This is a genomic window from Halorubrum yunnanense (assembly GCF_026586675.1).
Classification (GTDB): Archaea; Halobacteriota; Halobacteria; order Halobacteriales; family Haloferacaceae; genus Halorubrum; species Halorubrum yunnanense.
Map to the genome: position 1 here is coordinate 89,490 of NZ_JAODIX010000030.1, position 24,981 is coordinate 114,470.

The window sequence follows — 24,981 nt, forward strand, 5'->3', positions numbered from 1 at the left end:
GTCGCGTTACTGCTGGGTGGCGGTGTCCGGGTCGATGAACTCGTCGGCCCGCGGCTCCCAGGAGATGTCGCTCGAGACGCCGTAGACGCTGAACTGCTGGTGCATGAACACCCACGGCGCGAGGTCGTGGGCGAGCTGGTTCGCCTCTTGGAGGATACCGACGCGCTCGTCGGGGTCCTGCGTCGTCTCGGCCTGTTCGAGCAGCGAATCCAGCTCGTCGTTTTTGAGGATCGTCAGCGCGCCCTCCGAGGAGAGCAGCGGGGTCAGCGTCTGGCTCCCGTCGAACTCGCCGTTCCCCCAGCCGAGGAGGGTGAAGCGCGGGCGGTCCTCGATGTCCGGCGCGGTGACGTCCTGAACCAGCGAGGAGAACTCGCGCTGCTGGACCTCACAGGAGACGTTCGACAGCGAGTCGATCTGGCTGGCCGCCGCCTGCGCGATCTGGACGTCGCGGAGGTAGCGCCCGATCGGCGTCTCCAGGGTGATCTCGACGCCGGCGTGGCCGGACTCCTCGACGAGCCGCTCGGCCTCGTCGGGGTCGTACGGGTACGGATCGATGTCGGGGTTGTGGCCGACGTGGCCCTCGAGCGTCGGCTGTCCGGTGATGTTGCCGAAGCCGTTGAGCACGTTCTCGATGATGCTCTCGACGTCGACCGCGTGGTTCATCGCCTGTCGGAACTGCTGGCTGGAGAACGGCTCCACGTCGTAGCGCATCTGGAGGAAGATGATCCGCGCGCTCGCCACGGAGTTGATCGACGCGACGTCGGATCCCTCCACCCGGGAGACTTCGTTCGGGGGGACGTTCGTCACGATGTCTGTCTCCTCGGCGAGCAGCTGGTTGACCCGCGTGCTCGACTCGCTGGAGGCGCTCATGGTGAGTTCGTCGACCGCGGGCGCGCCGTCCCAGTACTCCTCGTTCGGCCCGTAGCGGACCACGTTACCCGACTGGTACTCGGTGAGGCGGAACGGCCCGGTTCCGTTCGCGTTCCGGTTGATGTAGTCGCTGCCGTGCTCCTCGACCCACGACTGCTGCATGATCGGCCCGTTCGTCGCGAACAGCTGGAAGGCGATCGGATTGTAGCCGTCGAACGAGACCGTCACCTGCCCGTCGCCGGTCGTGACTTCCGAGACCGGGCCGAGGTCGTTCGTCTGCGGGCTGACGATGCCGACGTCCTCGAAGACGATCCGGCGGATGCTGTACCGGACGTCCTCCGGCGTGACCTCGTCGCCGTTGTGGAAGGTGAGCCCGTCGCGCAGCATGAACCGGACGCTGCCGTCGTCGGTGCGCTCCCACTCGTTCGCGAGGCCGGCGATGATGCCGCCCTTCTTGTCGCGGTCGAGCAGCCCCTCGTACATCTGCCCGACGATGATCTCGGTGTTCGTCTCGGCGTGGTCCTGGGGGTCGAGCCCGGAGTCCATCTGTCCCATGGTGACGCCGACCTCGAAGGTCTCGTCGCCCCCGTCGGAGCCGTCCTCGCCGTCCGAGCCGTCGCCGCCGTCCATGCCGTCATCGCCGTCCGAGCCGTCCGAGCCGCCGTCGCTCCCGTCGCCACCGTTCCCGGAGCAGCCGGCGAGACCAACCGCGGCCGCGGTACCCGCGTACGTGAGCATCGTCCGCCTGTTAACGTGATCGTCGTTGTCAGGACTCATAGGCTACTTCATACGAGGGAACGTTATGAACCTAACGACGCGAGCGGGGCTCTCGGCCGTCACGCCTCCCGATTTCAGTCACGGCGACTGGACAGGTATTTATGAGGCGAACGGGTCGACCGTGACATGCGACGGACCGATCCGGGCGAGCGCTGGGGGGACGTGGTCGCCGACAGCGACGCGACGGCGACGGAGTACCGCGACCGGGGGTGGACGGCGGTCGCCGCCCACCCGGGCGACGTGAATCCGGTCGCCGACGCGGCGCGGATCGACGTGCTGCTCCCCGGCCCGGAGTTCGAGGAGGCGAACGGGGTCGTCGGCGACGCCGACGTTGACGCGATCCGGGTGTACGCCGCCGCGGCGCACGGCGTCGAGTACCGCCTCGTCGTCGCGGAGGACGGGGACGCCTCGGTCGCCGTCTGCGTGCCGACGTACCTCGGGAGCGACGAGCTGGAGGAGCTGCGGGCAGCGGCGGACGCGACCGGCGCGCTCACGGTCCGGCTCCGTCCCCTCGACGACCGGGACGTCGTCGAGTTCGAGGTGGACGAGCCGGCGGTCTTCCTCGACGCGACCGACGGCTAAGGTCGGCTCTTCCCGACGCGGAAATCGGTGCCCTACCGTCTCGTCACGGCCGTGGCAGCCACGCCCGTGTGTATTTCTGTCGGAATACACTTCGACGTATTCATACTTGTGCGATCACGATCATCTACATGAACCGAGCAGAAAAGGCGGCCCTCCAGCTGCAGGCGGTCGCCGTGTTGCGGATGTTGAAGGAGACGCGGACGTACGAGGAGCTCTCCGAAGTGACCGGGCTCCCGTCAGGCGATTTAAACCGGTACGTGAACGGGCACGTCCTGCCAGGCGCCGACCGGGCGAGCGAGGTCGTCGAGGCGGTGGGACGCGACGCGCTCGCCGACGAGCTGATCGCCCGCGTCGAGTTCGACGACGAGGGGTACGTCGACAACTCCGGCGTCGTCTTCGATCAGTCGTTCCTCGACCTAGTCGCGCCCGTCGCCGCGGAGACGTTCGCGTTCGAGTCGCCCGACGTCGTCCTCACCGCCGCCACCGACGGGATCACCCTCGGCGCGGCGATGGCCTCCTTCTTCGACGCCCGGCTCGCGTACGCCAAGAAGTCGAAGGAGACCGCGGTCGAGGAGTTCATCGAGTCGCGCCAGCGGCTCGCCTCCGGGATCGAACTCACCTACTACCTCCCCGCCAGCGCGGTCGACGCCGGGGACACCGTCCTCGTGGTCGACGACCTGATCCGGTCGGGCGAGACGCAGGAACTCCTCCTCGACATCGCGCTCCAAGCCGACGCCGACGTCACCGGCGTGTTCACCCTCATCGCCGTCGGCGACGAGGGGATGGAGCGCGCGCGGGAGATCACGGACGCCCCGGTCGGCGCGCTGACGACGTTCGAGTAGGCGCGCCGTTCGGAAAGAGTACGCACGTTCACGCATTTTACTCAGCTGATTGACCTCTGAGACGAGTAAAATACGCACATTCCTGTACATTACGCGGGCTCGTTCAGCAAGGCTTATCATCCGATCCCGAGGAATTCACACCTGTTCAATGGGGCTTACAGACACGCTGGCCGCCCGGTTCGACGTGGAAGCGCACGACTCCGACGTCCGTACGGAGCTGGTCGCGGGACTGACGACGTTCCTCGCGATGTCGTACATCATCGTCGTGAACCCGTTCATCCTCGCGGAGGCGATCCAGATCCCCGGCTACGAGTTCTTCGAGGTGGTCCAGATGATCGCTATCGCGACGGTCCTCTCGTCCGCGCTGGCGACGCTGGTGATGGCGCTGTACGCCAACCGGCCGTTCGGGCTCGCACCCGGGCTGGGGCTCAACGCCTTCTTCGCGTTCACCGTCGTGCTCGGGCTCGGGATCCCGTGGGAGACGGCCCTCGCCGCGGTGTTCGTCGAGGGGGTCCTGTTCATGTTGCTCACCGCGGTCGGCGCGCGCGAGTACGTCATCCGGCTGTTCCCCGAGCCGGTGAAGCGCTCGGTCGGCGCCGGTATCGGCCTCTTCCTCCTGTTCATCGGCTTCCAGGAGCTCGAGATCGTCGTCCCCGACGACGCGACGCTCGTCACGCTCGGCGGGATCTTCGGGAACCCGTGGGCGGTCCTCGGGCTGCTCGGGCTCGTGTTCACCTTCGGCCTCTGGGCGCGCGGGGTCACGGGCTCGATCGTGATCGGCATCCTGACGACCTCCGTCGTCGGCTGGGGGCTCACCCTCGCCGGCGTCTTCGAGCGCGGCACGGTCACGCCGGAGACGCTCCCGAGCGCGCAGTACGACATCTCGCCGCTCGCGGGGGCGTTCGTCGACGGCCTGACGCAGATCGAGCCGCTCACGTTCGTGTTGGTCGTGTTCACCTTCTTCTTCGTCGACTTCTTCGACACCGCCGGGACGCTCATCGGCGTCTCGCAGTTCGGCGACTTCCTCGACGATGACGGCGACCTCCCCGACATGGACAAGCCGCTGATGGCCGACGCGGTGGGGACGACCGCCGGCGCGGTGCTCGGCACCTCCACGGTGACGACGTACATCGAGTCGTCGACGGGCGTCGAGGAGGGCGGCCGTACCGGGCTGACCGCGCTCGTCGTCGCGCTGCTGTTCGTCGCCTCGCTCGCGGTGATCCCCGTCGTCGCCGCTATCCCGGAATACGCCTCCTTCATCGCGCTGATCGTCGTCGGGGTGATGATGCTGCAGGGGCTCGTCGAGGTCGACTGGTCGGACCCCGCGTGGGCCGTCTCCGCGGGGCTCACGGTCACCGTGATGCCGTTCGCGTACTCGATCGCCGACGGCCTGGCGGCCGGCATCATCGCGTATCCGCTGATCAAGGTCGCGGTCGGCGACTACGACGAGGTCGCGCTCGGCCAGTACGCCATCGCGGCGCTGCTCGCGGCCTACTACGTGCTGCAGACGCGCGGCGTCATCCTCTGAGGGGCGTCGACGACGCGGAGCCGTTTAAACCGCGGCGCAAGGGCGTTTAAACCGCGGCGCGGGGGCGTCGACGACGCGGAGCCGTTTAAACCGCGGCGCAAGGGCGTTTAAACCGCGGCGCGGGGGCGTCGACGACGCGGCGCGGGGGCATTTAAACCGCGGCGCGAGGCCTTTTAAATGCGAACGCCGCCCGTGCGCGCCGCGCGCACCGCCCACCGTACATCTTTACGCGTCTACGCCGTAACGAAAACGATGACAGACCTGACGCTCTACGAACTGGAGGGCTGCCCGTACTGCGCGAAAGTGAAGACCAAGCTCGCCGACCTCGACCTCGAGTACGAGTCGGTGATGGTGCCGCGCTCGCACGGCGAGCGCACCGAGGTAGAGGAGGTCAGCGGCCAGACCGGGGTGCCCGTCCTGATCGACGAGGAACACGGGATCGACGCGATGCCCGAGAGCGACGACATCGTCGAGTACCTCGAAGAGACGTACGGCGACGCGAGCTAAGTCTGCGGCGCGGGGCGACCGAGGCCGCCTCCCGGACGGCGTCCCGCGGTCCCGATCGCGAGGCTATTTATCCGACGCCCGCAACGTACACGGCGTGCGACTCGTCCACCGCAGCCACCGATCTGAGCGCGGTACGGGGCCCGACGACCCCGAGGCCGCCCTCCTCGCCGACGACGTCGACGTCGCCCGGTCGACGCTTCAACAGGGTCGCGGTCTGATGTTCAGGCGCTCGGTTCCGGACGGCTACGCGCTCGTGTTCCCGTTCGACGGGGCCGACACGCAGTGGCTCCACATGCTGTTCGTCCCGTTCGCCATCGACGCGCTGTGGCTCGTCGACGGGGAGGTGCGGAAGACGAAGCGGCTCGCCCCGTTCGTGGGGCTGGGCCGCGGGCAGGCCGACACGGTCGTCGAGCTCCCCGCGGGCGCCGCCGACGAGGTCGCGCTCGGCGACGAGGTCCGGCTCGTCGAGTGACGGGGGCGGTGGCCCGGGGCCTCCCAGACCTCACTCCCCGTTCGGCGTCTGGAGCTCGATCTCGATCCGCGTGCCGCCGGTCGACGCGGAGCCGATGTCGAAGCTGCCGCCGGCGGCGCTGACGATCCAGTTGACGTACCACAGCCCTAGCCCGCTGGCGTGCTCCAGCGGCGTCTCCTCGCCGGTGAGCACCGCGCGCTCGGCGGGCGGGATTCCGGGGCCGTCGTCGGCGACGACGAGCGAGGTCCACGACTCGCTGGGGAGCTCGGCGGCCGTGACGCTCACGGAGGGCCGGTCCGCGTCGTTGTGCCGGATCGCGTTGTCGACGAGCTCCGCGATCGCCTCGGCGAGGTAGCCGACCGCCGACACCGCGATGCCCGGCGGGACGTCGACCTCGATGTCGGCGCGCTCGCGGATCTCCGGGGGGAGGGAGGCGAGGGCCTCGTCGACGGCGTCCGCGAGGTCCGCCGGCCGGGGGGCCGGTCGGTCCGCGAGCAGGCGCTCGACCCGTCGCGAGGTCTCGCCGACGCGCAACAACCGCTCGGCGGTGTCGACGACGCGCTCCAGCTCGGCGGCGAGCCCGGGGTTCTCGGTCTCCGCGATCGCCCGCTGCGTGAACCCCGTGATGACGTTGAGGTCGTTCCGGAAGTTGTGCCGGAGCACGCGCGTCAACACGGCGAGCCGCTCCTCCCGAAGCGACGCCTCGGTCAGGTCTTCGCCGACCCCAACCACGCCGACGACCCCGTCGCCGTCGGTGACCGGGCCGAGCGAGAGCCGGTACGGGACGCGCTCGCCCGAGCGGGTGACGAGCGTCGCCTCGCAGTCGGCGCCCGTCGCCTCGCTGTAAACCGACTGGAGGGCGTCGGCGACGGCGTCGCGGCTACCGTCGTCGAACAGCGAGGTCAACGCGGTGCCGGACAGCTCCTCTCCGCCGTACCCGACGTCCGCGGCGAGCCGGTCGTTCCACCGCGAGAGGGTGCCGCGTGCGGTACACTGGAACAGGGCGGCCGGGACCGTCGCGGCGACCGCATCGGTGACCCGGAGCTGCGATCGGAGCCGCTCTTCGGCGGTGACTCGGTCGGTCACGTCCGTCAGGCCGACGATCAGCCACTCGCGGTCCGCGACCGTCGCCGCGTGGACGGCAAGTTCGAGGCGGCGCGTCGGGGCGTCGGAGACGGTCCACTCGAACCGGGTGACACCGTCGGCGTCGCGCGCGGCGGCGACGACCGCATCGAGCGGGTCGCCGTCGACGGTCGTCTCCGTCTCCCCGAGGTCGGTGAGGCCCATCAGCGTCAGTGTGCCGCGGTCGCGGTCCAGGAGGTCGACCGCGGGGCCGTTAACGGCGCGGATCGCGCGGCTCTCCGGGTCGCAGGCGAGGGTGGGCGTCGGGACCGCGGCGACGAACGACCGCAGGACGGGAGGGACCGCGTCGCTCCCGGAGGCGATCAGCGGCTCCTCCGTCGAGTCGCCTTCGCCTCCAGCCGGGGGACCGCTCTCTCCGGACGAGTCGGTGTCGCGGTCCAGCCCCATACGTAAGAGCGTTGACGCGTCTGACGGTTATATGTCTGTGGGTCCGGAAGCCGGAGGCTCGCTCTCAGTCCGCCTTCGCCTGCCAGTCTCGGACGGTGTCGGCGCCGACGCCGTCGACGTCGGCCGCGAGGTCGTCCGGATCCACGGACTTGAGGTCGTCGACGCCGTCGACGCCGGCGTCCTGTAGCTTCTCCGCGGTCTTCTCGCCGATCCCCTCGACCGCCTGGAGCTCGGATCCCTCCTGCCGGGCGGTGAACTCCCGGTAGTTGCAGATTGGGCAGCCGAGCTCCCACGGCTCGTCGCCGGAGTCGACCCGGAGGTGCGGGAGGCCGTGCTCCTCGCAGGTCTCGTCGGTGACCTCGATCTCGCCGCGGCGCGGGAGCGGCAGCGAGTAGTCGCAGTCGGGGTAGCGCGTGCAGCCGACGAGCCGGGAGCCGGAGCGGAGGCGTTTGATCGCGAGCTCCCCGCCGGCGTCAGCGGCTTCACCGCCTCTGTCGCCCGGCGAAGCCGCGCCCTCTCCGCATTCGGGACACGCGCCGATCACCTCGTCCTCCTGGTCGTCGGCCTCGTCGGCCTTACACTGCGGGCAGCCGTGGACGAACGTCTTCCGGCCGGCGAGCATCTTCACGTGCCGGAGGTCGTGCTCCTCGCAGCTCTCGTCTAAGACGAGCGGCTTGCCCGTGGAGGGGAGCGGGAGAGTGTGCTCGCAGTCGGGGTAGCCGTCACAGCCCACGAAGTACGAGCCCTGCCGCGACTTCCGGACGAGGAGGTCCGCGCCGCACTCGGGACAGGGACCGAGCGTCTTGTCCGCCTTCAGCGACTTCTGGAGGTGGTCGCCGACGGCCTCGCGGGAGTCGGTGAGGTCCTCGAACACGCGGTCGAGGAGCTCGCGGGACGCCTCGGTCACCTCCTCGTACTCCTTCTCGCCGGCCGCGATCGCCTGCATGTCTCGCTCCAACTGGGCGGTCATCTCCTCGCTGACGACGTGGTCCGCGAACTCCTCGGCCGCCTCGACGACCGCCTCCGCGAGCCGGGTCGGCCGCGGCGGGTCGCTCTCGATGTAGTTGCGGTCGTACAGCTTTTCGAGAGTGCGGTGGCGGGTCGCCTTCGTGCCGACGCCGCGCTTCTCCATCTCCTCGATGAGCCGCGACTGGCCGTACCGGCGGGGGGGCTGGGTCTCCTTCGCGTCCGTCCGCCGGTCGGTGAGCGCGAGCGTCTCGCCGACCTCGACGTCCGGGACGATGCGCTCGTCGCTGGAGCGGTACGGGTAGACGTCGTGGTAGCCCGCCTCCAGCAGGCGCTTCCCGTTCGCCTTCAGCCGGAGCCCGCCGTCGGCGGCGAGGTCGCCGGGGCCGTCGGCGTCCTCGGGGCTTCGGAGGGCGGCGAGCCCGTCCGCGCCCTCGGCGATCCCCGCGGCCCCGCCGTTGGCGAGCGCGACGACGCGCAGCCGCTCCCACGTCGCGGGTTCGGCGCAGGTCGCGAGGAAGCGGCGGACGATCAGCTCGTACACCTCCCACTCGTCCTCCGAGAGATCCGACGCCGAGGGGAGCTCTCCGGTCGGGTGGATCGGCGGGTGGTCGGTCGTCTCCTCGTCGCCCTCGGTGGGCTCGATCGCCTCCTGGTCGAGGAGGCCCTTCGCGTCTTTCCCGAACGTCGAGGCCGCCGAGAGCTCCTCGATCAGCTCGCGGGGCTCCAGGTCCTCGGGGTACACTGTGTTGTCCGTCCGGGGGTAGGTGACGTAGCCGGCGGTGTACAAGTCCTCTGCGAGCGACATCGCCCGCTGGGCGGAGTGGCCGAGCGAGCCCGCCGCCCGGATGAACGCCGTGGTATTAAACGGGGTCGGCGGGTCGTCGGTGCGCGTGCGGCGACGGACGTCGTCGACGACCGCCTCGTCGGCCGCGTCGAGCGCTTCGGTGAGCGCCTCGGCGACGTCGCCGTCCCAGACGCGCTGGGCCTCGTTGCCCTCGTCGTTCAGATAGAAGTAGCGCGCCTCGAAGGGGTCGCCGTCGGACTTCGTCAGGTTCCCGAACAGCTCCCAGTAGGACTGGGGGTCGAACGCCTGTATCTCGCGCTCGCGGTCGACGATGAGCTTGAGGGTCGGCCCCTGCACCCGGCCGACGGAGATGAAGTCGTCGCCGAGTTGGCGGGCGGACAGCGAGAGGAAGCGGGTGAGCGACGCGCCCCACGTCAGGTCGATCACCTGCCGGGCCTCGCCGGCGGCGGCGAGATCGAAATCGAGCTCGTCGGGGTTCGCGAACGCCTCGGTCACCTCGTTGTCGGTGATCGAGGAGAACCGGACGCGCTCGATCGGCGCGTCCTCGTTCACCTCGCGCACCAGCTCGTACGCCTCCTTCCCGATCAGCTCGCCCTCGCGGTCGTAGTCGGTCGCGATGACGACCCGGGAGGCGTTGCGCGCGAGCTTGCGGAGCGCGGCGACGATCCCCTCCTGCGTGGGTTCCTTGGTGACCGGCGCGTCGATCAGCTCGACGGGCTCCACATCCCGCCAGTCGTTGTACTCCGCGGGGAAGTCGACGCCGACGACGTGGCCAGAGAGGCCGATACAGCGCTTGCCGCCCCACTTGTACACGTTGACATCGTTCTGCCGCTCCGTCGTCGCGGACTCGCCGCTCAGGATCTCGGCGATGCGGCGCGCTGCGTTGTCTTTCTCCGTGATTATCAGCTCGGGGCCGCGACTCATTACCCCGGAATATGCCGGTCTCCCGTCTAAAGGTTTCGTGACACAATTAAAGAACGCGCGCGCGTTGTACGGTTCGAGGCGCACCGGTCATCGAGGCGCACCGGTCATCGAGGCGCACCGGTCATCGAGGCGCGCTCTACTCCCCGTCGTCCTCGTCCGGCTCGGTCGGCACGCCGCCGAGGGTCCCGTCTTCGTCGAACAGCTTCGCACGGAGGAATCGCGTGCGGTAGCGGTTCGCCCCTTCTTTCGTGTCGGCCTCGCGGATCTCGTCGGTCCGGCCGTCGGCGACCGCGTCGATGACGTCTTCAACCTGCTCTTTCTCGCTCGGGGTCAGCTCGAACTCGTAGGTCCGGGGCTGCTCGCTCTCCAGGCGGGTCCACTTGCGGGCGGCCGAGACGACGACCGAGCAGGGCTCGCGGCAGGGGAAGACGCCGTCCCCGCCGTCGACGTCGAGGTCGGTCTCGTCGTCGTACTCCCACTCGCGGCGCTTCAGGCACTGCGAGTCGTCGCAGCACGCCTCCGCGACCCAGTTGACGTGCTCGTACCCCTCACCGCGGTCCCACGTCTTCACGACGCCGTAGATGCCGGACTGCCGCTCCATCGTCTCGCGCCAGTTGGTCACGTCCAGCTCGCCCTCGCGCTCGCGGTGCCAGTTGGCGACCGTCGCGGGGTAGACCGTCTCGACGGCCTCGTAGGCGTCCCGGGGCCCGAGGTCGGGGAAGACCCACCCGCCCGCCAGCGACGGCGCGGTCTTGAGCGGGCGGTAGCGCCCCTTGGCGTCGAGCTTGACGAGATCGCGGGCGTCGAGCGGGTCGTCGTAGGCGTCCAGCTCGTCGATCGGGACGCCCGCGTCGTCGGCGTGGCGCACGTCGTACCGGCGCTCGCCGCGGTCGGTTATCGTGGCCGTGACCTTCAGCTCGCCCCACGCGCGCTCGATCCCCTCCCCGAGCGCGGCGTACCGGGTTGCCACCGTCGCGCCGTCGGCGTCCTCGATCCAGCGCAGGAACGCGCGTCGCGGGCCGAACTCGCCGACGACGCGCTCGAAGGCGTACCAGTCCGTGACCGCGGGGGCGCGCTCGTCGAGGGCCTCGTGGAGCTCGCGCTCGCTCAGGCCGGTCCGGGGGTCGTCGTCGGCGGGGTCGAGGCGGTACGTGCCCGCGGCATCGCCTTCGCGGTCACCGTCGTCGCGGGCGACGCCGAACCCCTCGAACCGGAGGGGCTCGTCGGGGTCACGACCGTCGAGGGCGTCGAGGACCGCGTCGAAGGCGTCGCTCGGGAGGTCGATGTCGGGGGGGTCGGGACGCTCGGCCTCGCCGTCCTCCGCGTCGGCGCTCGCGGGAGCAGAGTCGGCCACGGTCAGTCCCCCGTGGCGACGCGGGTGGTCTCGCGCACGTCGTCGAGCGCGTCCTCGACGTCGGCGCCCGCGTCGGCCGCGCGCTCTAAGACGACGTCGGCCATCAGGGGCTCGGTGCCGACGGCGCCCGCGTACCAGATCCGGGTGCCGTCCACGTCCGTGGGGACATCGTACCCATCCGTGTAATCCTCGCAGAGCCCGACATCCTCGGGGATGTCCTCCTGGGTGTGGTAGCCGTCGGCGATGAAGAGGGGGACTAAGACGACGTCGTCGCTCTCGAAGAACTCCGGCAGGTCGTCGACTTCGGGGTCCTCGTCCATGTACAGCGCTTTCACCTCTTCGAAGCGGTCGCGCTCGGCGATTCGGTCGGCGTGGTACTCGATCGCCTTCGCGCTGTTCTCGTTGCGCTGGGTGCCGTGGCCGACGACGGCGAGCCCGACGTCGTCGCCGACGTCTGGGTCGCCGGTGACCGACTCGGCTCGCCGGACGATCACGTCGGTCATCGCGCGGTGGGTGCCCACAGGGCCGCAGTAGTGGACCTCCCGGTCGATGTCTTCGGCGACGAGCGTGGCCTGGTCGGCCGAGAGGCCGTCGGAGTCCCAGTCGGCGACGTCCCAGCCGTCGAGCCGGAGCTCGCGGGGGATCACCTGTTCCGTGAAGTACCCCTCCGAGACGAACAGCGGGACGACGTAGACCTCGTCGCCCTCGACGGTGCGGAGCACCTCTCGGAAGTGCGGTTCCTCCTTCCAGAAGCCGGTCTTCACCTCGTCGAAGGCGCCGGTCGCGCGGACGGTGTCAGCGTGGTCGTACGTCGGCGCGCTCGACCCCGGATTGAGGTGCGAGCCGTGTGCGACGATGACGAGCGACTGCATACCCACGCTGGGGGCGCGCGGCTCTTAGGGACTTCGGAGCGTGCGGGCTCGCGGGAATCCGACCGCGTTCCATCCTCCGCGGCCGCCGACCGAAATCGCCATGCCGCCTGGCACCGCAGCCACGACCATGTCGCTGGCAGCCGACACCCGCGAAGCGGCCCGGGCCCGCCCGTTCGTCCTCGACGCGCTCCGCGCGGGCGTGTTGAACCACAGCGCCGCCGCCGCGTGGCTCGCCGACGAGGCCGACCTCGGCGGCGGCGACGCCGACACCGACGCGATCGCGACGGCGCTCCGGCGGTTCCGGGAGGAACTCCCGGCGTACGCGACCGCCGAGCGCGCCGCGAGCGTGTCGATGCGAAGCGGGGTGAGGGTGACCGATGAGGCGGGCGACGCCGGATCCGCCGGGGAGTCCACGGGCGACGCAGACCCCCTCCTCCGAGTCGGCGGCGTGGCGGTCGTCCCCGAGGGGCGCCGAACGGCAATCGTCGCGACCGGCGACGTCGACGCCGGGGCGCTCGGGGCCGTCCTCCGCCGCCTCGACGCCGGCGACGTCGACGTCGGGGCCGCGGGCGTCGCCGGGGACGTGATCGTCGTCGTCGTGGGTCGCCGCGACGGCGCGACCGCGGTCCGAGTCACGGAGGACGCGCTGTCTGCGGTGCCAGTCGACGGAGAGCCGTAAGCGCGAGACTGACACCGGCGACGGCGTCTCTGCGGCGACGACGGCGTCACTGCGGCGAGCCGCGGCGGGTTCAGCCGGTCCGTGGCTCAATAGCCGGTGTACACCTGTTTGCGTACGCCGACCGCAGTCACTCCCCCGTCGTTGTGCCGGAGCCGGCCGGCACGCCCGCTGAGGTCGCCGCCGAGTCGGAGCGGTGGTCGGCGGCGGGCGCCGACGGCTTCGTTGTCATGCCCGCGCTCGTCCAGCGGACCCTCGGTCGCGTCACGAAGCTTCTACTGCCCGAACTCCGCGACCGCGGGCTGCTCGCCGGCGACGCGGGCGGCGGGACGCTCCGGAAACGCCTGTTCGGCACCGACGAACCGACCGCCAGACGCCCGGCCGGTCGACGGGAGTGACGAGGAACCGATGGCGTCGGCGGTCGTTGTGGGTCGATCGTTGCGCCCGCGCTGAGTCACGAACGACTACCGTCGTCGCATTTGGGCGGTAAGGGCCGCCGCGGTCAGGTGTCGCGCGCGATCCGTTCGAGCCCCGCGGTGACGCCGACGGCGAGGACGACGAGCAAGACGGCGACGACCAGCAGCGTCGAGGTGACGCTCACCAGCGGATCCAGCGAGTTCCGCAGCGAGTTCCACGCCATCACCGGGATCGTCCGCGTCTCGCGACCGGAGAGGAACAGCGACATGACGAACTCTTGGAGGCTCACGACGAACGCGATACAGGCGGCCGCCAGCAGCCCCGCTCGAACGTTCGGCACCACGACCTCGAGGAATGCCCGTGGGCGTGAGGCGCCGAGGTTGAGGGCGGCGTCACGGAGCCGCCAGTCGTACCGTGCGAACGTCGCTCGCATCACCGAGAAGGTGAGCGGCGTCGCCCACAGCGAGTGGGCGGCCACGATCGTCGGGATCTGCTGCTGGAGACCGAGCTGACTGAAAAAGACCAGTAGCGCGACGCCGAGGACGACGCCGGGGACCAGCAGCGGGACGAGCGCGATTCCGGTGACGACGGTGGCGGGCCACGAGTCGACGTTCCGGAGGCCGAGTGCCGCGCCGACGCCGAGTGTCGTTGACACCATCGTCGTCCCGCCGGCGACGATCAGGCTGTTGCGCGCCGCGCGGATCCAGTCCGGGCTCGAAAGCAACGTATCGTACCACCGCAGCGACACACCAGACGGGGGGAACACGACCGCCCCGGACGCGTCCAGCGACGTGCCCGCGACGACGACGAACGGCGCGAGCAGGAACGCGAACACGGCGAGGTAAGCGATCCGAAACACGATCGTCCCGGACAGCTCCGCGAGTCGAGCCGCGAGCGGTCGCGTCGACGCGGTACCGATCGCCGGTGCCGGGGCAGCGTCTTCCGCACCCGCGTCAGCACCGGACTCAGCCATCCGCGGCCACCTCCGCGCTCGCGCCGCCTTGACGACGCATGAGCAGGTACGCCAGCGTCAGCGCGGCGATCACGGTCGTCGTCACGACTACTGCCAACGCGGCGGCCGCCGACCAGTCGAACTCCTGTAAGAGCAGGTCCGCAACCTCGATACCGACCGTCCGCTCGGAGCCGGACCCGAGCAGCAACGGCGCGGCGTACGACCCGACGCTCCACGTGAACGCGATCACGCCAGCGACGAGCAGGCCCGGAACGGTGTGGGGTAACACGACCGCAAGGAACGCTCGCGGTCGCGACGCGCCCAGGTCCCGAGCCGCCTCGACGAGCGACTCGTCGACCGTCGCGAGCACGGAAAAGGTCGCGAGCACCGCGTACGGGACGACGATATACAGCTGTGCGATCACCGCGCCGGGGACGTTGTTGACGAGGGTGAGCGGCGCCGCGATCACCCCGCTGCCGACGAGCGCGGCGTTGAGCACGCCGTTCGGCGAGAACACGAGGACGGCCGCGAACAACTTCACGACAATGGCGGTGAACATCGACACCAACACGCCGGCGACGAGAGCCACCCGTAGCGGTCCCTCCGCCCGCCACATCGCGTACGCGTACACCAGGCCGATTCCGACGGCCAACGCCGTCACGACGGCGGCGAACCCAAGGGTGAAAACGAATTCCCGACGGATCGTCGCCGACTCCGCGATAAACCGATACCCGTCGAGCGACCACGTCCCCTCGACGAACGCCTGAGCCGTCGCCTGTTCGGTGAGGCTTATCCGCACGAGATAACCGAACGGCACCACGAACACCAGGAGGTCGAACAACAACAGCGGTGCGACCAGCCCGGCCGAGCGCCCGCTAACAGCAGCGGTCGCGCGTCGGAACGCGGCTCGGACGTCGCTGTCAGTGGGGGTCGCGTCGCCGAGGCTCATCAGACCCGCGCCCCCGCGGGGCCGAAGTACGACACGTCGCGGCTCCCGCACCGGACCATCACCGCGTCACCGGGTTCGACGTCCAGTCGGTCGGCCATCCGTCGCTCGGTGAACAGGGTCGCGTCGCCGACCGTGAGCTCGTACCGGACGGTCGACCCGCGGTGAAGCACGTTTTCGACGGTCGCCCGCGCTGCGAAGGCGCCTGGGTCGTCGGCGGTGTTCGCGTCGGCGTCGGTGTCCACGCTGACGGACAGCCGCTCCGGTCGAAGCGAGGCGGTCACGCGGTCGCCGGGTTCGAGGTCGTCGCTCGCCGGCGCGGCCAGCGACGATCCGAGCGGGGTCTCCAGCGGCACCCGATCGTCGGCGAGGCCGCCGTCGGCCGACGGCTTCCGCTGCGGCGTCTCGGCGGGCGCAACGGTGCACTCGACGAAGTTGGTTGTTCCGAGGAACGACTCGACGAACCGGTCGTCCGGATCGGTGTACACGTCCGACGGCGGCCCGGTCTGGACCAGTCGGCCGTCGTTCATCACGCCGATGCGGTCGGCCAGCGTGAACGCCTCGTCCTGGTCGTGGGTAACGTACACCATCGTCGTGCCGAGAGTCGCCTGGATCTCCTTTATTTCCAGCTGCATCGCCTCCCGCAGCTTCCGGTCGAGGTTCGACAGCGGCTCGTCGAGCAGAAGCAGGTCCGGATCGGGCGCCAGCGACCGCGCCAGCGCTGTCCGCTGTTTTTGTCCGCCTGACAGCTCTTCGGGGCGAGCGTCCGCCTGCTCGCTCATCTCGACGAGCGAGAGCAGTTCGGCGGCGCGCTCGTGGCGCTCGCGCTCGCTCACGCCGGCCATTTTGAGCCCGAACGCGACGTTCTCTTGGACCGTCTTGTTCGGGAACAGCGCCCAGTTCTGAAACACCATCGTACACGGTCGTTCGTTTGGCGGGGTGGCCGTCACGTCGCGTCCCTCGATCCGGACGGCGCCGTCGTCAGGGGTCTCGAAGCCGGCGACGCTCCGCAGCGTCGTCGACTTCCCGCATCCGGAGGGGCCGAGCAAGCAGACGAGCTCTCCCTCGGCGACCGACAGCGACACGTCATTGACGGCGGTCATCGAACCGAACCGCTTCGTGACACCGTCGAGCTCTAACACCGGGGTCGTCATACGTTGGCTTTCAGTTGCTTGAACTGCTCGTTGAGTTCGCTCGCGTACTCCGAGACGTCTGCCCACTCGAGGAACGAGACGTCCTTCAGGGCCTCGTTCGACAGCGGGACGTTCTCGCGCGTCGCCTCCGGGTACTCCGCGTCGGGATTGACCACTCCCATGTTGAACGACTCCGCGAAGGTGGACTGCATCTCCGTCGACAGCATGAAATCAAGGAAGTCCTCCGCCATCGCTTTCCGGTCGGTCCCGCGGACGACGTGGTAGTCGTCGATGTAGCCGGTCGTCCGTTCGGGGACGTGAAGCCCGATGTCCGTCGACTCGGTCTGCGACTTCTTCAGCGAATACGCGAAGAAGTACTGACCCATCGTCGCCACGCCCTGGTCGATGGCCGTCCACATGTCTTGGGCCCCGGTGTAGAACTTCGCGGTGTCGATGCTCTTCAGCGTCTCGAATATGGCGTCGTGGCCCTCAGCGGAATACAGCTCGTCGTCGAACGGCTGCGCGTCGGAGACGATAGCCGCCATCTGCATCGAGTTCGTCCAGTAGCTGCCCGGCAGCGCCACGTCCTCGGCCTCGGTCGTCAGGTCGGCCCACGTGTCGGGCTGCCAGTCGACGGCCGCGTTGTCGTAGGCGTAACACATCACCCCGTACGCGAGCGGCACGGAAATCGGGTCCTCGCGCTGGATCTCCGGCTTGATCACGTCGCCGTTCTCCAAGTTACCGTAGTCCACCGGCTCCCACAGGTCAGATTGGAGGCCGATGTAGTGCTGCCGATCGCCCACGACGGTGAGGTCGTACGGTGGGTTGTCCGGGGGCGCAGAGCGGATCTTCGCGAGTATCTGCGACCACCCCGGAACGATCTCCAGCGTGCCGCCCGTCCGTTCCTCGTAGACCGGCTTGATCTCTTCTTCGAACACGGTCGCGTTCGCCCCGCTCCACGTCGAGAGCCGCAAGGTCTTGTTGCGGAACGGAGCGTCTGACTCCGTCTCCCCGGTGGTCGCTCCGTCGGGTGTCGAATCGCCGCCGCCGGCGCAGCCGGCCAACCCGGCGACACCGACTGCCCCACCGGCGGCGACAAACTCACGACGGGAAACATGTCTGGACCGGTTCATACCTGCGTTTGGCATTACCATTACCAAGTGGTCCGAGGGTAAAAATACCGTGTTTCCGGGTTTCCTGTGCCCTGTCCCGCTAGAATGGGCTCTCGTATTTGTGCGCGTTTTTACCTCGTATCGAGTGCGGACTCATCACGATGCTGGCATACAGGAATGTCCCGTGGGGTTCGGTCTGTCGAGCTCGGGGCTTGCCGCGGTCACCCACGGGTATCACACCGGGAATGCCGACCGAATGAGGTGCCTGCGGGCCCACCCTCCGACGTGAACCACGTTCCGGACGACGCCCTCGCGGCGCTCGACGCGTTCGGCGAGGGACACCTGCGCGGTGACCCGCCCCCGGTCCGGGAGCGGCTTCGCTCCGACCTCCGGCTCCGGATCGCTCCGACCGGCGACGGGGTCGCGCGCTGCCGCTTCGAGACGGAACACACCCGGGCCCCGCCGACGCTGCGGGACCGCGGCTCCTTCCTCGCGACGTACGTCGACGGCGTCGACGACCGGCTCCGAGCGTGGGGGATCGAGCCGCCCGACGCGTACGAATACGCCGAGACGGTCGACGGTCGACACCGGTACGAGGGGACACTCCGGCTCCCGTGACCGCCGAAGAGTCCCGACCCCCGAGTCGGCCGCGACGCCGCACCGCGGGAACGCCGGGGTGTCTTTATTTTCCGGGCGTCCTCACCCGATCCCGTGCTCCTCACGACTGCCTTCGTCCTCCACGTGCTCTCTGGCGCGCTGTGGACCGGCGCGACGCTGTACGTCGTCTACGCGACCCTCCCGCGGGCGGCCGACGGGACGCTCGGCCGCGACGCGTTCGTCGACGCCGCGCACCGCCTCCTCATGATCACGCGCTGGACCGGCGTCGTCCTCCCCGCCACCGGGGGGTACATGGTCTGGGCGCTGTACAGGCCGCTCGGGCTCCTCACGGCGAGCGTCCGCGGGTGGGCCGTCGTCGCGATGCTCTCGCTGTGGGGGATCATGAACGGCCTCGTCGAGCTGGGCGTCCTCCGGATGCGACGCGAGGTCGACCCCGAAATCGGCTGGGGGACGTACATGGCCGAGGGGTTCCCGGTGGACGCGCTCGGCGGCGGAGCAGACGCGGTCGGCGGCGACCTCACGGCGGAGCGACTCGCCGCGGTCGGTCGGCCGTACCTGCTCGCGAGCGCCGGGCTCGCCGCGCTGCTGCTGGTCGACGCCGGGCTCCTGGCCGGCGGCGTCCCGACGTGAGACCCGTCGGGGCGTGTGGACGGGCTGGAGGCGGGACCCCGCACGTTTTTCTAACGCGGTCTGATACGTAGGAGCGATGAACGCCGTCACGCTCGGTCCCGCCGGCACGTACTCACACCGTGCGGCGCGGGCCGTCGCCGCCGAGGTGTCGTTCCGCGAGTCGGTCACCGCTATCGTCGACGCGGTCGCGGTCGGGGAGTTCGAGCGGGGAGTCGTCCCCATTGAGAACAGCATCGAGGGCTCCGTCACGGAGAGCCTCGACGCGCTGGCGGACTTCGACGTCGCGGTCACCCGCGAGGTCGTCACCCCGATCCGGCACGCGCTCCTCGCGCAGGGGCCCGAGTTCGAGGTCGTCGCCAGCCACTCGCAGGCGCTCGCGCAGTGCCGCAACTGGCTGGAGGAGCGCTACCCGAACGCCGGGCTCGAGGCGGTCGCCTCAACCGCACGCGGGGTCGAACGCGCCCGCGAGGACAGTCGGATCGCCGGGATCGGGCATCCGGACAACGCCGGCGACGACCTCGAGATCCTCGCGGAGGACATCCAGGACCGCACCTCCAACGCGACCCGGTTCCTCGTCGTGGCGCCCGCGTCCGAGCGGGCGGACGCGGGCGGGAAGACGACCCTCATCGTCTACCCGAACGCGAACTACCCCGGGCTCCTGCTCGAACTCCTAGAGGCGTTCGCCGACCGCAACCTCAACCTCTCGCGGATCGAGTCGCGGCCGAGCGGGGAGCGGCTCGGCGACTACCTGTTCCACTTCGACGTCGACGCCGGGCTCTACGAGGACCACATGGCGCAGGCGGTCGAGGACATCGAGGCGATCGCCGACAAGGGGTGGGTGCGCGTGCTCGGCTCGTACGACACGGAACACGTGTTAGAGTAGCGTTCATTCCTCTGCAGTGCGGTGGCGCGCGCCTCCGAGCGGGCCCCCGGCCTGCGAGGAGCGCGTGCGAGGGACGCGGCGACCGAAGGGAGCCGCGAGGCTGGGGAGGCGTGAGGCGCGGTGCCGTGCGGTCGGGTGGGACTCAAAGGGGCAGTCGCGAGGGCGAAGCACGGCGAGGCAAGCACTGGAAGGAGCGAGCAACGCGAGCGACTGAAGCGCGCAGCGAGCCGCGCGAGCCCTCGCGGCTGGGGCTTTGGAGGTGTTCTCCGCCGATCCGATATCAACGACGTAGAGGCGAGCGGCTGGGGCTTTGGAGGTGTTCTCCGCCGATCCGATATCAACGACGTAGAGGCGAGCGGCTGGGGCTTTGGAGGTGTTCTCCGCCGATCCGGTAATAACCACTTATAAGCGAGCGGCTGGGGCTTTGGAGAGGGTCGTCGCAGTCTTATCTATTTATAAGCAAACGGCTTCGTACTATTCGAATCGGTACGTCGCCCCGTCGGCGCCGTCCTCGATTTCGACGCCGACCTCCTGAAGCGCGTCGCGGAGCTCGTCGGCGCGCTCGTAGTTGCCGGCCTCGCGCTCGGCCTCACGCACGTCCAGCACCAGTTCGACCAGCTCGCCCGCCAGATCAACGTCGCCGTCGGTCTCGGTCTCGAACTGGAGGCCGAGCACGTCGCCGGCGAGGTCGTCGAACGCCGCGACGGCCTCGCGGAGGCCGCGGTAGTCGTAGGCGTCTCCCGACCCGGCCCCGCCACTCCCGTCCGCTCCGTCCACGTGTCGGTTCACCGCGTCCGTGAGCTCCAGCAGCGCGGCGGTCGCTTCCCGGAGGTTCAGGTCGTCGTTCATCGCGGCCGCGAACTCTTCGCGGGCGGTGTCGACGGCCTCACGCAGCTCCTCGTCCGCGACCTTCGCGCGGGCGTCGGTCGAATCGAGCGCGTCGAGGGCGCGGTCGTAGGTGCGCGAGAGGCGCTCCCAGCGCTCCTCGGCCTCAGCGATCGTCTCCTCGGTGAGCGCCTGCTCGGAGCGGTAGGCGGCCCCGGCGTAGAAGGTTCGGACCACGTTGACGCCGAGCACCTCCAAGGCGTCCGGGACGGTCCAGAAGTTCCCGATCGAGGAGGACATCTTCTCGCCGTCCATCGCCAGCAGCCCGACGTGGAGCCAGTGGCGGGCGAACCGCTCGCCGGTCGCCGCCTCCGACTGTGCGATTTCGTTTTCGTGGTGCGGGAAGACCAGGTCGCGCCCGCCCATGTGAATATCGAGGGTGTCGCCGAGGTGCGTCGTCGACATCGCCGAGCACTCGACGTGCCACCCCGGGCGCCCCTCGCTCCACGGCGACTCCCACGTCTCGCCCGGGGGCGTCTCGGTGCCGTGGTCGTGTTTCGCGTGCTCGCGCGCGGCGGTCTCGCTCACGCCGTCGGCCTTCCATAGCGCGAAGTCGGACGGGTTGCGCTTCTCCGACCGCTCATCGGGCTCGCCCTGCGCTTCGAGCTCGTCGACGTCCTGGTTCGAGAGCTTCCCGTAGTCGTCGAAGCTCGTGACGTCGAAGTAGACGGAGCCGTGCGACTCGTAGGCGTACCCCTTCTCGACCAGGGTCTCGACGAGCTCGCGGATCTCCGGGACGTGCTCGGTGACGCGGGGGTACACCTCCGCGCGCTTGAGGTTCAGCCCGCGCATCGCGTCGAAGACGGTCGCCGTGAACGTCTCGGCCACGTCGCGCTCCGCGGCCCAGTCGTCGCGCTCGCCGACGCGGGCCGCGATCTTCTCGTTGACGTCGGTGACGTTCTCGACGTGGCGCACGTCGTAGCCGAGGTGGTCGAGCCACCGGTGGAGGACGTCGGCGTGGAACCACAGCCGGGCGTGGCCGAGGTGGGGGTCGTCCGACACCGTCAGGCCACAGACGTACAGCGTGACGTCGCCGTCGGCCGTGAACTCGACGCGCTCGTCTTCCAGGGTGTCGGTAACGACGAGACTCATTAGCGGGTCGTTGCTACGGTGAGAGTTTTAACCCGTCGAATCGAGCGAGGGTACCGAGGCGAGCGCTCTGGCGACTCGTGAAGTTATTTATAAATGGCCGACGCTGACGGCGGATCGGTGACGGACGCCTGTGAACTCCTACTTGCTCGAGCATACGTCTGCGGCTGCTCTACGGAAAACACCTCCAAAGCCCCAGCCGCGAGGAGCGCCCAACCGCAACACACCGCGGCCTCACACCTCCCCAGCCTCGTCAGTCGCCCTTCGCTTCGCTCCGGGCGACTGACTCCCTCGCACGTGCTCCTCGTGGCCGCCTTCGGCGACCACTCGGCGGCGCGCGCCGACCGCCTCGTTTACTTATAAATGGCTGCGTCTCACCGCTTCCCGAGCGCCTCCTCGAAGACGCGCTGCGCGCGGTCGTACCCCTCGTTGCGGTCGACGATCGGATGCGGGTAGTCGGGCGCGAGCTCCTCGCGCTCCCCGTGAGAGAGCGTCGGCCAGTCGACGACTTTGCCCGCGGGCACGTCGCTGAGCTCGGGGACGTACTCTTTCACGAAGTGGGCGCCGTCGTCGTACTTGCTCATCTGGCTCACGGGGTCGAAGATGCGCACGTCGACGGAGTCGGTGCCGGTCGAGGCGGTCCACTGCCACGCGCCGTGATTCGAGGCGTAGTCGTGGTCGATCAGCTGCTTGGTGAAGTAGCGCGCCCCGCGCCGCCAGTCGATCAGGAGATGTTTCGCGAGGAAGCTCGCGACGACCTGCCGCGGGCGGTTGTGGATGTACCCCTCCGCGTTCAGCTGGCGCATCCCGGCGTCGACGAGGGGATAGCCGGTCTCCCCGCGCGCCCAAGCCGCGAAGTCCTCGTCGGACTCACGCCACGCGATCTCGTTCGGGAACGACTTGTAGTTCGACACCGCCAAGTCGGGGTTGTAGTAGAGCAGGTGGTACATCTGCTCGCGCCACGACAGCTCGTACCGGTACTTGTCCACGTTGCGGCGCTCGCCGCCCGTCACGGCCTCGTAGACGTCGCTCGCGCCGGCCCACAGCTCGCGGATCCCGATCGCGCCGGTCGCGAGGTACGGGGACATCCGAGAGACCGCGTGCGTGGGTGCCTCCGCGGCGCGCCGGAGATCGTCCCGGGTGTCGTTGTACGACGCGATCCCGTAGTCGAGAAACTCGTCGAAGCGCTCGCGAGCGCCCTCGTACCCCGCCGCCGGGAGGTCGATATCGGCGTCCGGCTCAGGGACCGTCTTCCCGTCGCGCACGGCCGCGAGCGCGTCGGCGTCCGGCTCGGCGTACGGCCCCCGCTTCGGGACCGCCTCCCAGTCGTCGTGGAACCGGCTGTGGTTCGCGTAGCGCGACTCGAGCCGACCGGGGTCGACTAACACGGCGTCGGTCCGCGCGTCCGTCTCCACTCCCGCCCCCGCGAGAGCATCCTCGACGGCTCGCTGGCGGTTCCGCCGGGCCGCGCGGTAGTACTCGTTATGAAAGACGGTCTCGGCGCCGTACTCGTCGGCGAGCTCGACGAGGACCTCCTCGGGGTCGCCCGCCCGGACGACGAGGTCGCTCCCGAGCTCCCGGTAGCGCGCCTCCAGCCGTTTCACGTGTCGGAGGAGGAACGCCCGCTGGCGTGCTCCCACCGTCTCGAGCAGGTCAGCGTCGTAGACGAAGACGGGGACGACGGTCCCCGCCCGCGCGGCCGCCGCCAGCCCGGCGTTGTCTCGGGTCCGCGGGTCGCGTCGGTGCCAGAATAGCTGCATGAGATCGATACGGGCTCCACCGAATAGTGTCCTTCGGACGGGATTCCCGGTTGGCACGGTCGCAGCCGCGTTCCACCCGAAACTCACCCGTGCGCTTAAGCCGATGAGCCCGAAGCGGAGGTATGCAACCGCTCGTCGTCGCCATCCTCGTCGGCGTCCCGCTCGCGTGGCTGGTCGGCTTCGCGGCGTACGCCTACGTCGACGCGCCGAAACACGGGATGGATCGGAGGAAGTGGGCGCTCATCACCTTCGTCGTCCCGCTGTTCGGGCTCTTCGCGTACCTCTTCGAGCGCGACGAGCAGTCGTACGACCCCTCAGAGGACCCCTACGCCGGCGGGAGCGACGCGCGTAAGGCCGGCCTCGCCGTCCACGAGCGACGCCGCGGCGAGAAGCCGCTCGGGCCGGCTGGGACCGAGGCCGACGACGAGGCGGACGCGGAGGACGAGTGGGACGACCCGCCGGGCGTCGACGTCGACGAGTCGTGAGGGAGCTCCCGACGAGGCCTCACAGCGCGTCGAGCAGCGCCGCCCGTCGCCGGTCGAGATCGAAGGCGGCGTCCGGGGCGTCGAGCCGCTCGAGGAAGGCGAAGACGTCCGCGCCCGACCGCTCCGCGTGTTCGACGAGCGCCTCGATCGAGGTGCGGTTGAGCGCGAACGACTCCAGGTGCCCGCAGACGAGCGCGAGCGCAACGCCCGCCTCGCCGTCGGGAAAGGCGGGGTCGACGACGGAGAAATCGGGGTCGCCGGACTCGCTCCCGGCCGCGACGTCGACGGCCTCCCCGCTCCCGTCGGCCGCGAACGTCCGCAGACAGCGGGCGCAGATCGCCGTCGTCGGGGCCGGCGCGTGCTCCCGGAGCGGGGGCGGGACGGCGAAGGCGACGAGAGTGGCGTCACAGCGGGGACAGGCCATGAGAAGCGAGATGGATGAGACGGTGAGTTATCGAGTGGTGCAGTGCGGGGCAGTAGGGGCCGGGGAGAGCTGGGTCGGCGAGGGCCGTCAGTCCGCTGGCTCCGGCTCCTCGGCCGCGGCCGCTTCGGCGGCCGCTTCTCGCTCTTCCTTCTCCTCTTCCTCCTTTTTGTCCTTGATCTTCTTCATCCGGAAGATCTCCTCGCGCTCCTGTTCTTCCAGTTTCTGCTCGATGTACTCCTGATTCTCGTACAGGGTCGGGAGGAGCGTGAACTCGAGGGCGTTCACGCGGCGCTTGGTGGTCTCGATCTCCGTGAGCATCTTCTTCATCGCCGTCTCGACCTCGGCCGCGAGGATGACCTTCTCCAACAGCGCCTCGTAGGCGTCGGCAGCCTCGTCTATCCGGGCGGAAGAGCCGAGCAGCCCGTAGCCGCGCTCGTCGAGGCTCTTCCGCACCTTCGAGGACTCGATCTGCGGGACGACCACGCCCATGATGTTCTTCGACTGGGTGGTGATCTCGGGGTGCTCTTTCAGCGCCGCGGCCGCGCCGCGGACGGCGACGTCGCCCTCCATCGCGCGGGCCATGTCGATCTTGCGCTGGGCCGTCTCGTACGTCTCGGACACGTCCGAGCGGACGTCCTGCGCCTGATCGAGAATGTCCATGAACTCCATGATGAGGCCGTCACGCTTCTGTTCGAGGGTGTCGTGACCGCGCTCGGAGAGCTCGATGCGGTCCTCGATCGCCATCAGGTTCTTCCGCGTCGGTTTGACGTCCTTGGCCATCTTGTTGGAGAACGGTTCCGCTCCGACGCGGATAATTCTTTTCAGTCGGGACGTCTCATCGCCGCGGCCACGCACGGGACGAGGGGCCGGCGAAACCGACGCACGGGACAAATATCTCGCCGCATCGAGAGCGAACGTACAACAAAGAAAGGCGAAGCC

General features: G+C 69.4%; 24 protein-coding genes. 11 read left to right on the top strand and 13 right to left on the bottom strand.

The features are described from left to right. Positions 1–6 precede the first annotated feature (6 nt). Complete coding sequence (locus tag N5096_RS07625; RefSeq protein WP_267663744.1) at positions 7–1,647, bottom strand: ABC transporter substrate-binding protein; 1,641 nt, start codon at positions 1,645–1,647, stop codon at positions 7–9. A 126-nt stretch (positions 1,648–1,773) separates the two neighbouring features. Here N5096_RS07625 and N5096_RS07630 point away from each other — a divergent pair, with 126 nt between their 5' ends. From N5096_RS07630 to N5096_RS07650, 5 genes are all read left to right on the top strand, one after another. Continuing rightward, complete coding sequence (locus N5096_RS07630; protein ID WP_267663745.1) at positions 1,774–2,229, top strand: DUF7529 family protein; 456 nt, start codon at positions 1,774–1,776, stop codon at positions 2,227–2,229. 128 nt (positions 2,230–2,357) lie between these two features. Further along, the gene (locus N5096_RS07635; protein WP_267663746.1) at positions 2,358–3,071 is read left to right on the top strand and encodes a phosphoribosyltransferase family protein; all 714 of its coding nucleotides are present in this window, start codon (positions 2,358–2,360) and stop codon (positions 3,069–3,071) included. Between the two features lie 148 nt (positions 3,072–3,219). Further along, positions 3,220–4,599: an NCS2 family permease gene (locus tag N5096_RS07640; protein ID WP_267663747.1), complete on the top strand. Its 1,380-nt coding sequence runs from the start codon at positions 3,220–3,222 to the stop codon at positions 4,597–4,599. Between the two features lie 252 nt (positions 4,600–4,851). Beyond that, on the top strand, positions 4,852–5,106 hold the full coding sequence (locus N5096_RS07645; protein WP_267663748.1) for a glutathione S-transferase N-terminal domain-containing protein: 255 nt from the start codon (positions 4,852–4,854) through the stop codon (positions 5,104–5,106). Positions 5,107–5,200: 94 nt separating this feature from the next. Next, positions 5,201–5,578: a DUF192 domain-containing protein gene (locus tag N5096_RS07650; RefSeq protein ID WP_267663749.1), complete on the top strand. Its 378-nt coding sequence runs from the start codon at positions 5,201–5,203 to the stop codon at positions 5,576–5,578. A 30-nt stretch (positions 5,579–5,608) separates the two neighbouring features. Here N5096_RS07650 and N5096_RS07655 read toward each other — a convergent pair whose 3' ends face one another. The 4 genes from N5096_RS07655 to N5096_RS07670 form a co-directional block, all read right to left on the bottom strand. After that, positions 5,609–7,108, bottom strand: a complete 1,500-nt coding sequence (locus N5096_RS07655; RefSeq protein ID WP_267663750.1) for a PAS domain-containing sensor histidine kinase — start codon at positions 7,106–7,108, stop codon at positions 5,609–5,611. A gap of 64 nt (positions 7,109–7,172) precedes the next feature. Beyond that, entirely contained in the window at positions 7,173–9,806 is a 2,634-nt protein-coding gene (locus N5096_RS07660; protein ID WP_267663751.1) for a DNA topoisomerase I, read from the bottom strand. Positions 9,807–9,942: 136 nt separating this feature from the next. Further along, entirely contained in the window at positions 9,943–11,160 is a 1,218-nt protein-coding gene (locus tag N5096_RS07665; protein ID WP_267663752.1) for a DR2241 family protein, read from the bottom strand. Positions 11,161–11,162: 2 nt separating this feature from the next. After that, a complete protein-coding gene (locus N5096_RS07670; RefSeq protein ID WP_267663753.1) occupies positions 11,163–12,032 on the bottom strand; it encodes a CbiX/SirB N-terminal domain-containing protein in 870 nt (289 codons plus the stop codon). 127 nt (positions 12,033–12,159) lie between these two features. Here N5096_RS07670 and N5096_RS07675 point away from each other — a divergent pair, with 127 nt between their 5' ends. Beyond that, entirely contained in the window at positions 12,160–12,711 is a 552-nt protein-coding gene (locus N5096_RS07675) for a DUF7523 family protein (RefSeq protein WP_267663755.1), read from the top strand. Between the two features lie 143 nt (positions 12,712–12,854). Further along, positions 12,855–13,106, top strand: a complete 252-nt coding sequence (locus N5096_RS07680) for a hypothetical protein (protein ID WP_267663756.1) — start codon at positions 12,855–12,857, stop codon at positions 13,104–13,106. A 104-nt stretch (positions 13,107–13,210) separates the two neighbouring features. Here N5096_RS07680 and N5096_RS07685 read toward each other — a convergent pair whose 3' ends face one another. Genes N5096_RS07685 through N5096_RS07700 form a run of 4 tightly spaced genes read right to left on the bottom strand, consistent with a single transcriptional unit; the run spans position 13,211 to position 17,304 of the window. Beyond that, positions 13,211–14,098: an ABC transporter permease gene (locus tag N5096_RS07685; RefSeq protein WP_267663758.1), complete on the bottom strand. Its 888-nt coding sequence runs from the start codon at positions 14,096–14,098 to the stop codon at positions 13,211–13,213. Next, positions 14,091–15,026, bottom strand: coding sequence for an ABC transporter permease (locus tag N5096_RS07690; protein ID WP_267663759.1), 936 nt, complete (start codon positions 15,024–15,026; stop codon positions 14,091–14,093). Before N5096_RS07690 ends, N5096_RS07685 begins: the two co-directional genes overlap by 8 nt. Continuing rightward, positions 15,026–16,177, bottom strand: coding sequence for an ABC transporter ATP-binding protein (locus N5096_RS07695; protein ID WP_267663760.1), 1,152 nt, complete (start codon positions 16,175–16,177; stop codon positions 15,026–15,028). Before N5096_RS07695 ends, N5096_RS07690 begins: the two co-directional genes overlap by 1 nt. After that, positions 16,174–17,304 carry an ABC transporter substrate-binding protein gene (locus N5096_RS07700; protein ID WP_267663761.1) on the bottom strand — a complete coding sequence of 377 codons (1,131 nt, stop codon included), beginning with the start codon at positions 17,302–17,304 and terminating at the stop codon, positions 16,174–16,176. Before N5096_RS07700 ends, N5096_RS07695 begins: the two co-directional genes overlap by 4 nt. A gap of 225 nt (positions 17,305–17,529) precedes the next feature. On the opposite strand from N5096_RS07700, the gene N5096_RS07705 reads away from it, so the two are divergent. From N5096_RS07705 to pheA, 3 genes are all read left to right on the top strand, one after another. Then, positions 17,530–17,886, top strand: a complete 357-nt coding sequence (locus tag N5096_RS07705) for a hypothetical protein (protein WP_267663763.1) — start codon at positions 17,530–17,532, stop codon at positions 17,884–17,886. Positions 17,887–17,979: 93 nt separating this feature from the next. Continuing rightward, positions 17,980–18,516, top strand: coding sequence for a copper resistance protein CopD (locus N5096_RS07710; protein WP_267663765.1), 537 nt, complete (start codon positions 17,980–17,982; stop codon positions 18,514–18,516). A gap of 76 nt (positions 18,517–18,592) precedes the next feature. Further along, on the top strand, positions 18,593–19,399 hold the full coding sequence (gene pheA, locus N5096_RS07715; protein WP_267663766.1) for a prephenate dehydratase: 807 nt from the start codon (positions 18,593–18,595) through the stop codon (positions 19,397–19,399). Between the two features lie 474 nt (positions 19,400–19,873). On the opposite strand, the gene cysS is transcribed toward pheA, so the two are convergent. Beyond that, complete coding sequence (cysS, locus tag N5096_RS07720; RefSeq protein WP_267663767.1) at positions 19,874–21,376, bottom strand: cysteine--tRNA ligase; 1,503 nt, start codon at positions 21,374–21,376, stop codon at positions 19,874–19,876. Positions 21,377–21,747: 371 nt separating this feature from the next. Next, positions 21,748–23,133 carry a cryptochrome/photolyase family protein gene (locus N5096_RS07725; protein ID WP_267663769.1) on the bottom strand — a complete coding sequence of 462 codons (1,386 nt, stop codon included), beginning with the start codon at positions 23,131–23,133 and terminating at the stop codon, positions 21,748–21,750. Between the two features lie 122 nt (positions 23,134–23,255). On the opposite strand from N5096_RS07725, the gene N5096_RS07730 reads away from it, so the two are divergent. Then, a complete protein-coding gene (locus N5096_RS07730) occupies positions 23,256–23,618 on the top strand; it encodes a hypothetical protein (protein WP_267663770.1) in 363 nt (120 codons plus the stop codon). 19 nt (positions 23,619–23,637) lie between these two features. Here N5096_RS07730 and N5096_RS07735 read toward each other — a convergent pair whose 3' ends face one another. After that, the gene (locus N5096_RS07735; protein ID WP_267663771.1) at positions 23,638–24,042 is read right to left on the bottom strand and encodes a DUF6276 family protein; all 405 of its coding nucleotides are present in this window, start codon (positions 24,040–24,042) and stop codon (positions 23,638–23,640) included. Positions 24,043–24,129: 87 nt separating this feature from the next. Further along, positions 24,130–24,822 carry a V-type ATP synthase subunit D gene (locus N5096_RS07740; protein WP_267663772.1) on the bottom strand — a complete coding sequence of 231 codons (693 nt, stop codon included), beginning with the start codon at positions 24,820–24,822 and terminating at the stop codon, positions 24,130–24,132. Positions 24,823–24,981: the final 159 nt, after the last annotated feature.

What these genes read in the sequence shown, in the direction of transcription:
- N5096_RS07690 (WP_267663759.1), bottom strand. Translation starts at nt 15,026, where the DNA reads ATGAGCCTCGGCGACGCGACCCCCACTGACAGCGACGTCCGAGCCGCG.
- N5096_RS07695 (WP_267663760.1), bottom strand. Translation starts at nt 16,177, where the DNA reads ATGACGACCCCGGTGTTAGAGCTCGACGGTGTCACGAAGCGGTTCGGT.
- N5096_RS07700 (WP_267663761.1), bottom strand. Translation starts at nt 17,304, where the DNA reads ATGCCAAACGCAGGTATGAACCGGTCCAGACATGTTTCCCGTCGTGAG.
- N5096_RS07675 (WP_267663755.1), top strand. Translation starts at nt 12,160, where the DNA reads ATGTCGCTGGCAGCCGACACCCGCGAAGCGGCCCGGGCCCGCCCGTTC.
- N5096_RS07625 (WP_267663744.1), bottom strand. Translation starts at nt 1,647, where the DNA reads ATGAGTCCTGACAACGACGATCACGTTAACAGGCGGACGATGCTCACG.
- N5096_RS07670 (WP_267663753.1), bottom strand. Translation starts at nt 12,032, where the DNA reads ATGCAGTCGCTCGTCATCGTCGCACACGGCTCGCACCTCAATCCGGGG.
- N5096_RS07740 (WP_267663772.1), bottom strand. Translation starts at nt 24,822, where the DNA reads ATGGCCAAGGACGTCAAACCGACGCGGAAGAACCTGATGGCGATCGAG.
- N5096_RS07635 (WP_267663746.1), top strand. Translation starts at nt 2,358, where the DNA reads ATGAACCGAGCAGAAAAGGCGGCCCTCCAGCTGCAGGCGGTCGCCGTG.
- N5096_RS07645 (WP_267663748.1), top strand. Translation starts at nt 4,852, where the DNA reads ATGACAGACCTGACGCTCTACGAACTGGAGGGCTGCCCGTACTGCGCG.
- cysS (WP_267663767.1), bottom strand. Translation starts at nt 21,376, where the DNA reads ATGAGTCTCGTCGTTACCGACACCCTGGAAGACGAGCGCGTCGAGTTC.
- N5096_RS07730 (WP_267663770.1), top strand. Translation starts at nt 23,256, where the DNA reads ATGCAACCGCTCGTCGTCGCCATCCTCGTCGGCGTCCCGCTCGCGTGG.
- pheA (WP_267663766.1), top strand. Translation starts at nt 18,593, where the DNA reads ATGAACGCCGTCACGCTCGGTCCCGCCGGCACGTACTCACACCGTGCG.
- N5096_RS07640 (WP_267663747.1), top strand. Translation starts at nt 3,220, where the DNA reads ATGGGGCTTACAGACACGCTGGCCGCCCGGTTCGACGTGGAAGCGCAC.
- N5096_RS07735 (WP_267663771.1), bottom strand. Translation starts at nt 24,042, where the DNA reads ATGGCCTGTCCCCGCTGTGACGCCACTCTCGTCGCCTTCGCCGTCCCG.
- N5096_RS07655 (WP_267663750.1), bottom strand. Translation starts at nt 7,108, where the DNA reads ATGGGGCTGGACCGCGACACCGACTCGTCCGGAGAGAGCGGTCCCCCG.
- N5096_RS07725 (WP_267663769.1), bottom strand. Translation starts at nt 23,133, where the DNA reads ATGCAGCTATTCTGGCACCGACGCGACCCGCGGACCCGAGACAACGCC.
- N5096_RS07660 (WP_267663751.1), bottom strand. Translation starts at nt 9,806, where the DNA reads ATGAGTCGCGGCCCCGAGCTGATAATCACGGAGAAAGACAACGCAGCG.
- N5096_RS07685 (WP_267663758.1), bottom strand. Translation starts at nt 14,098, where the DNA reads ATGGCTGAGTCCGGTGCTGACGCGGGTGCGGAAGACGCTGCCCCGGCA.
- N5096_RS07630 (WP_267663745.1), top strand. Translation starts at nt 1,774, where the DNA reads ATGCGACGGACCGATCCGGGCGAGCGCTGGGGGGACGTGGTCGCCGAC.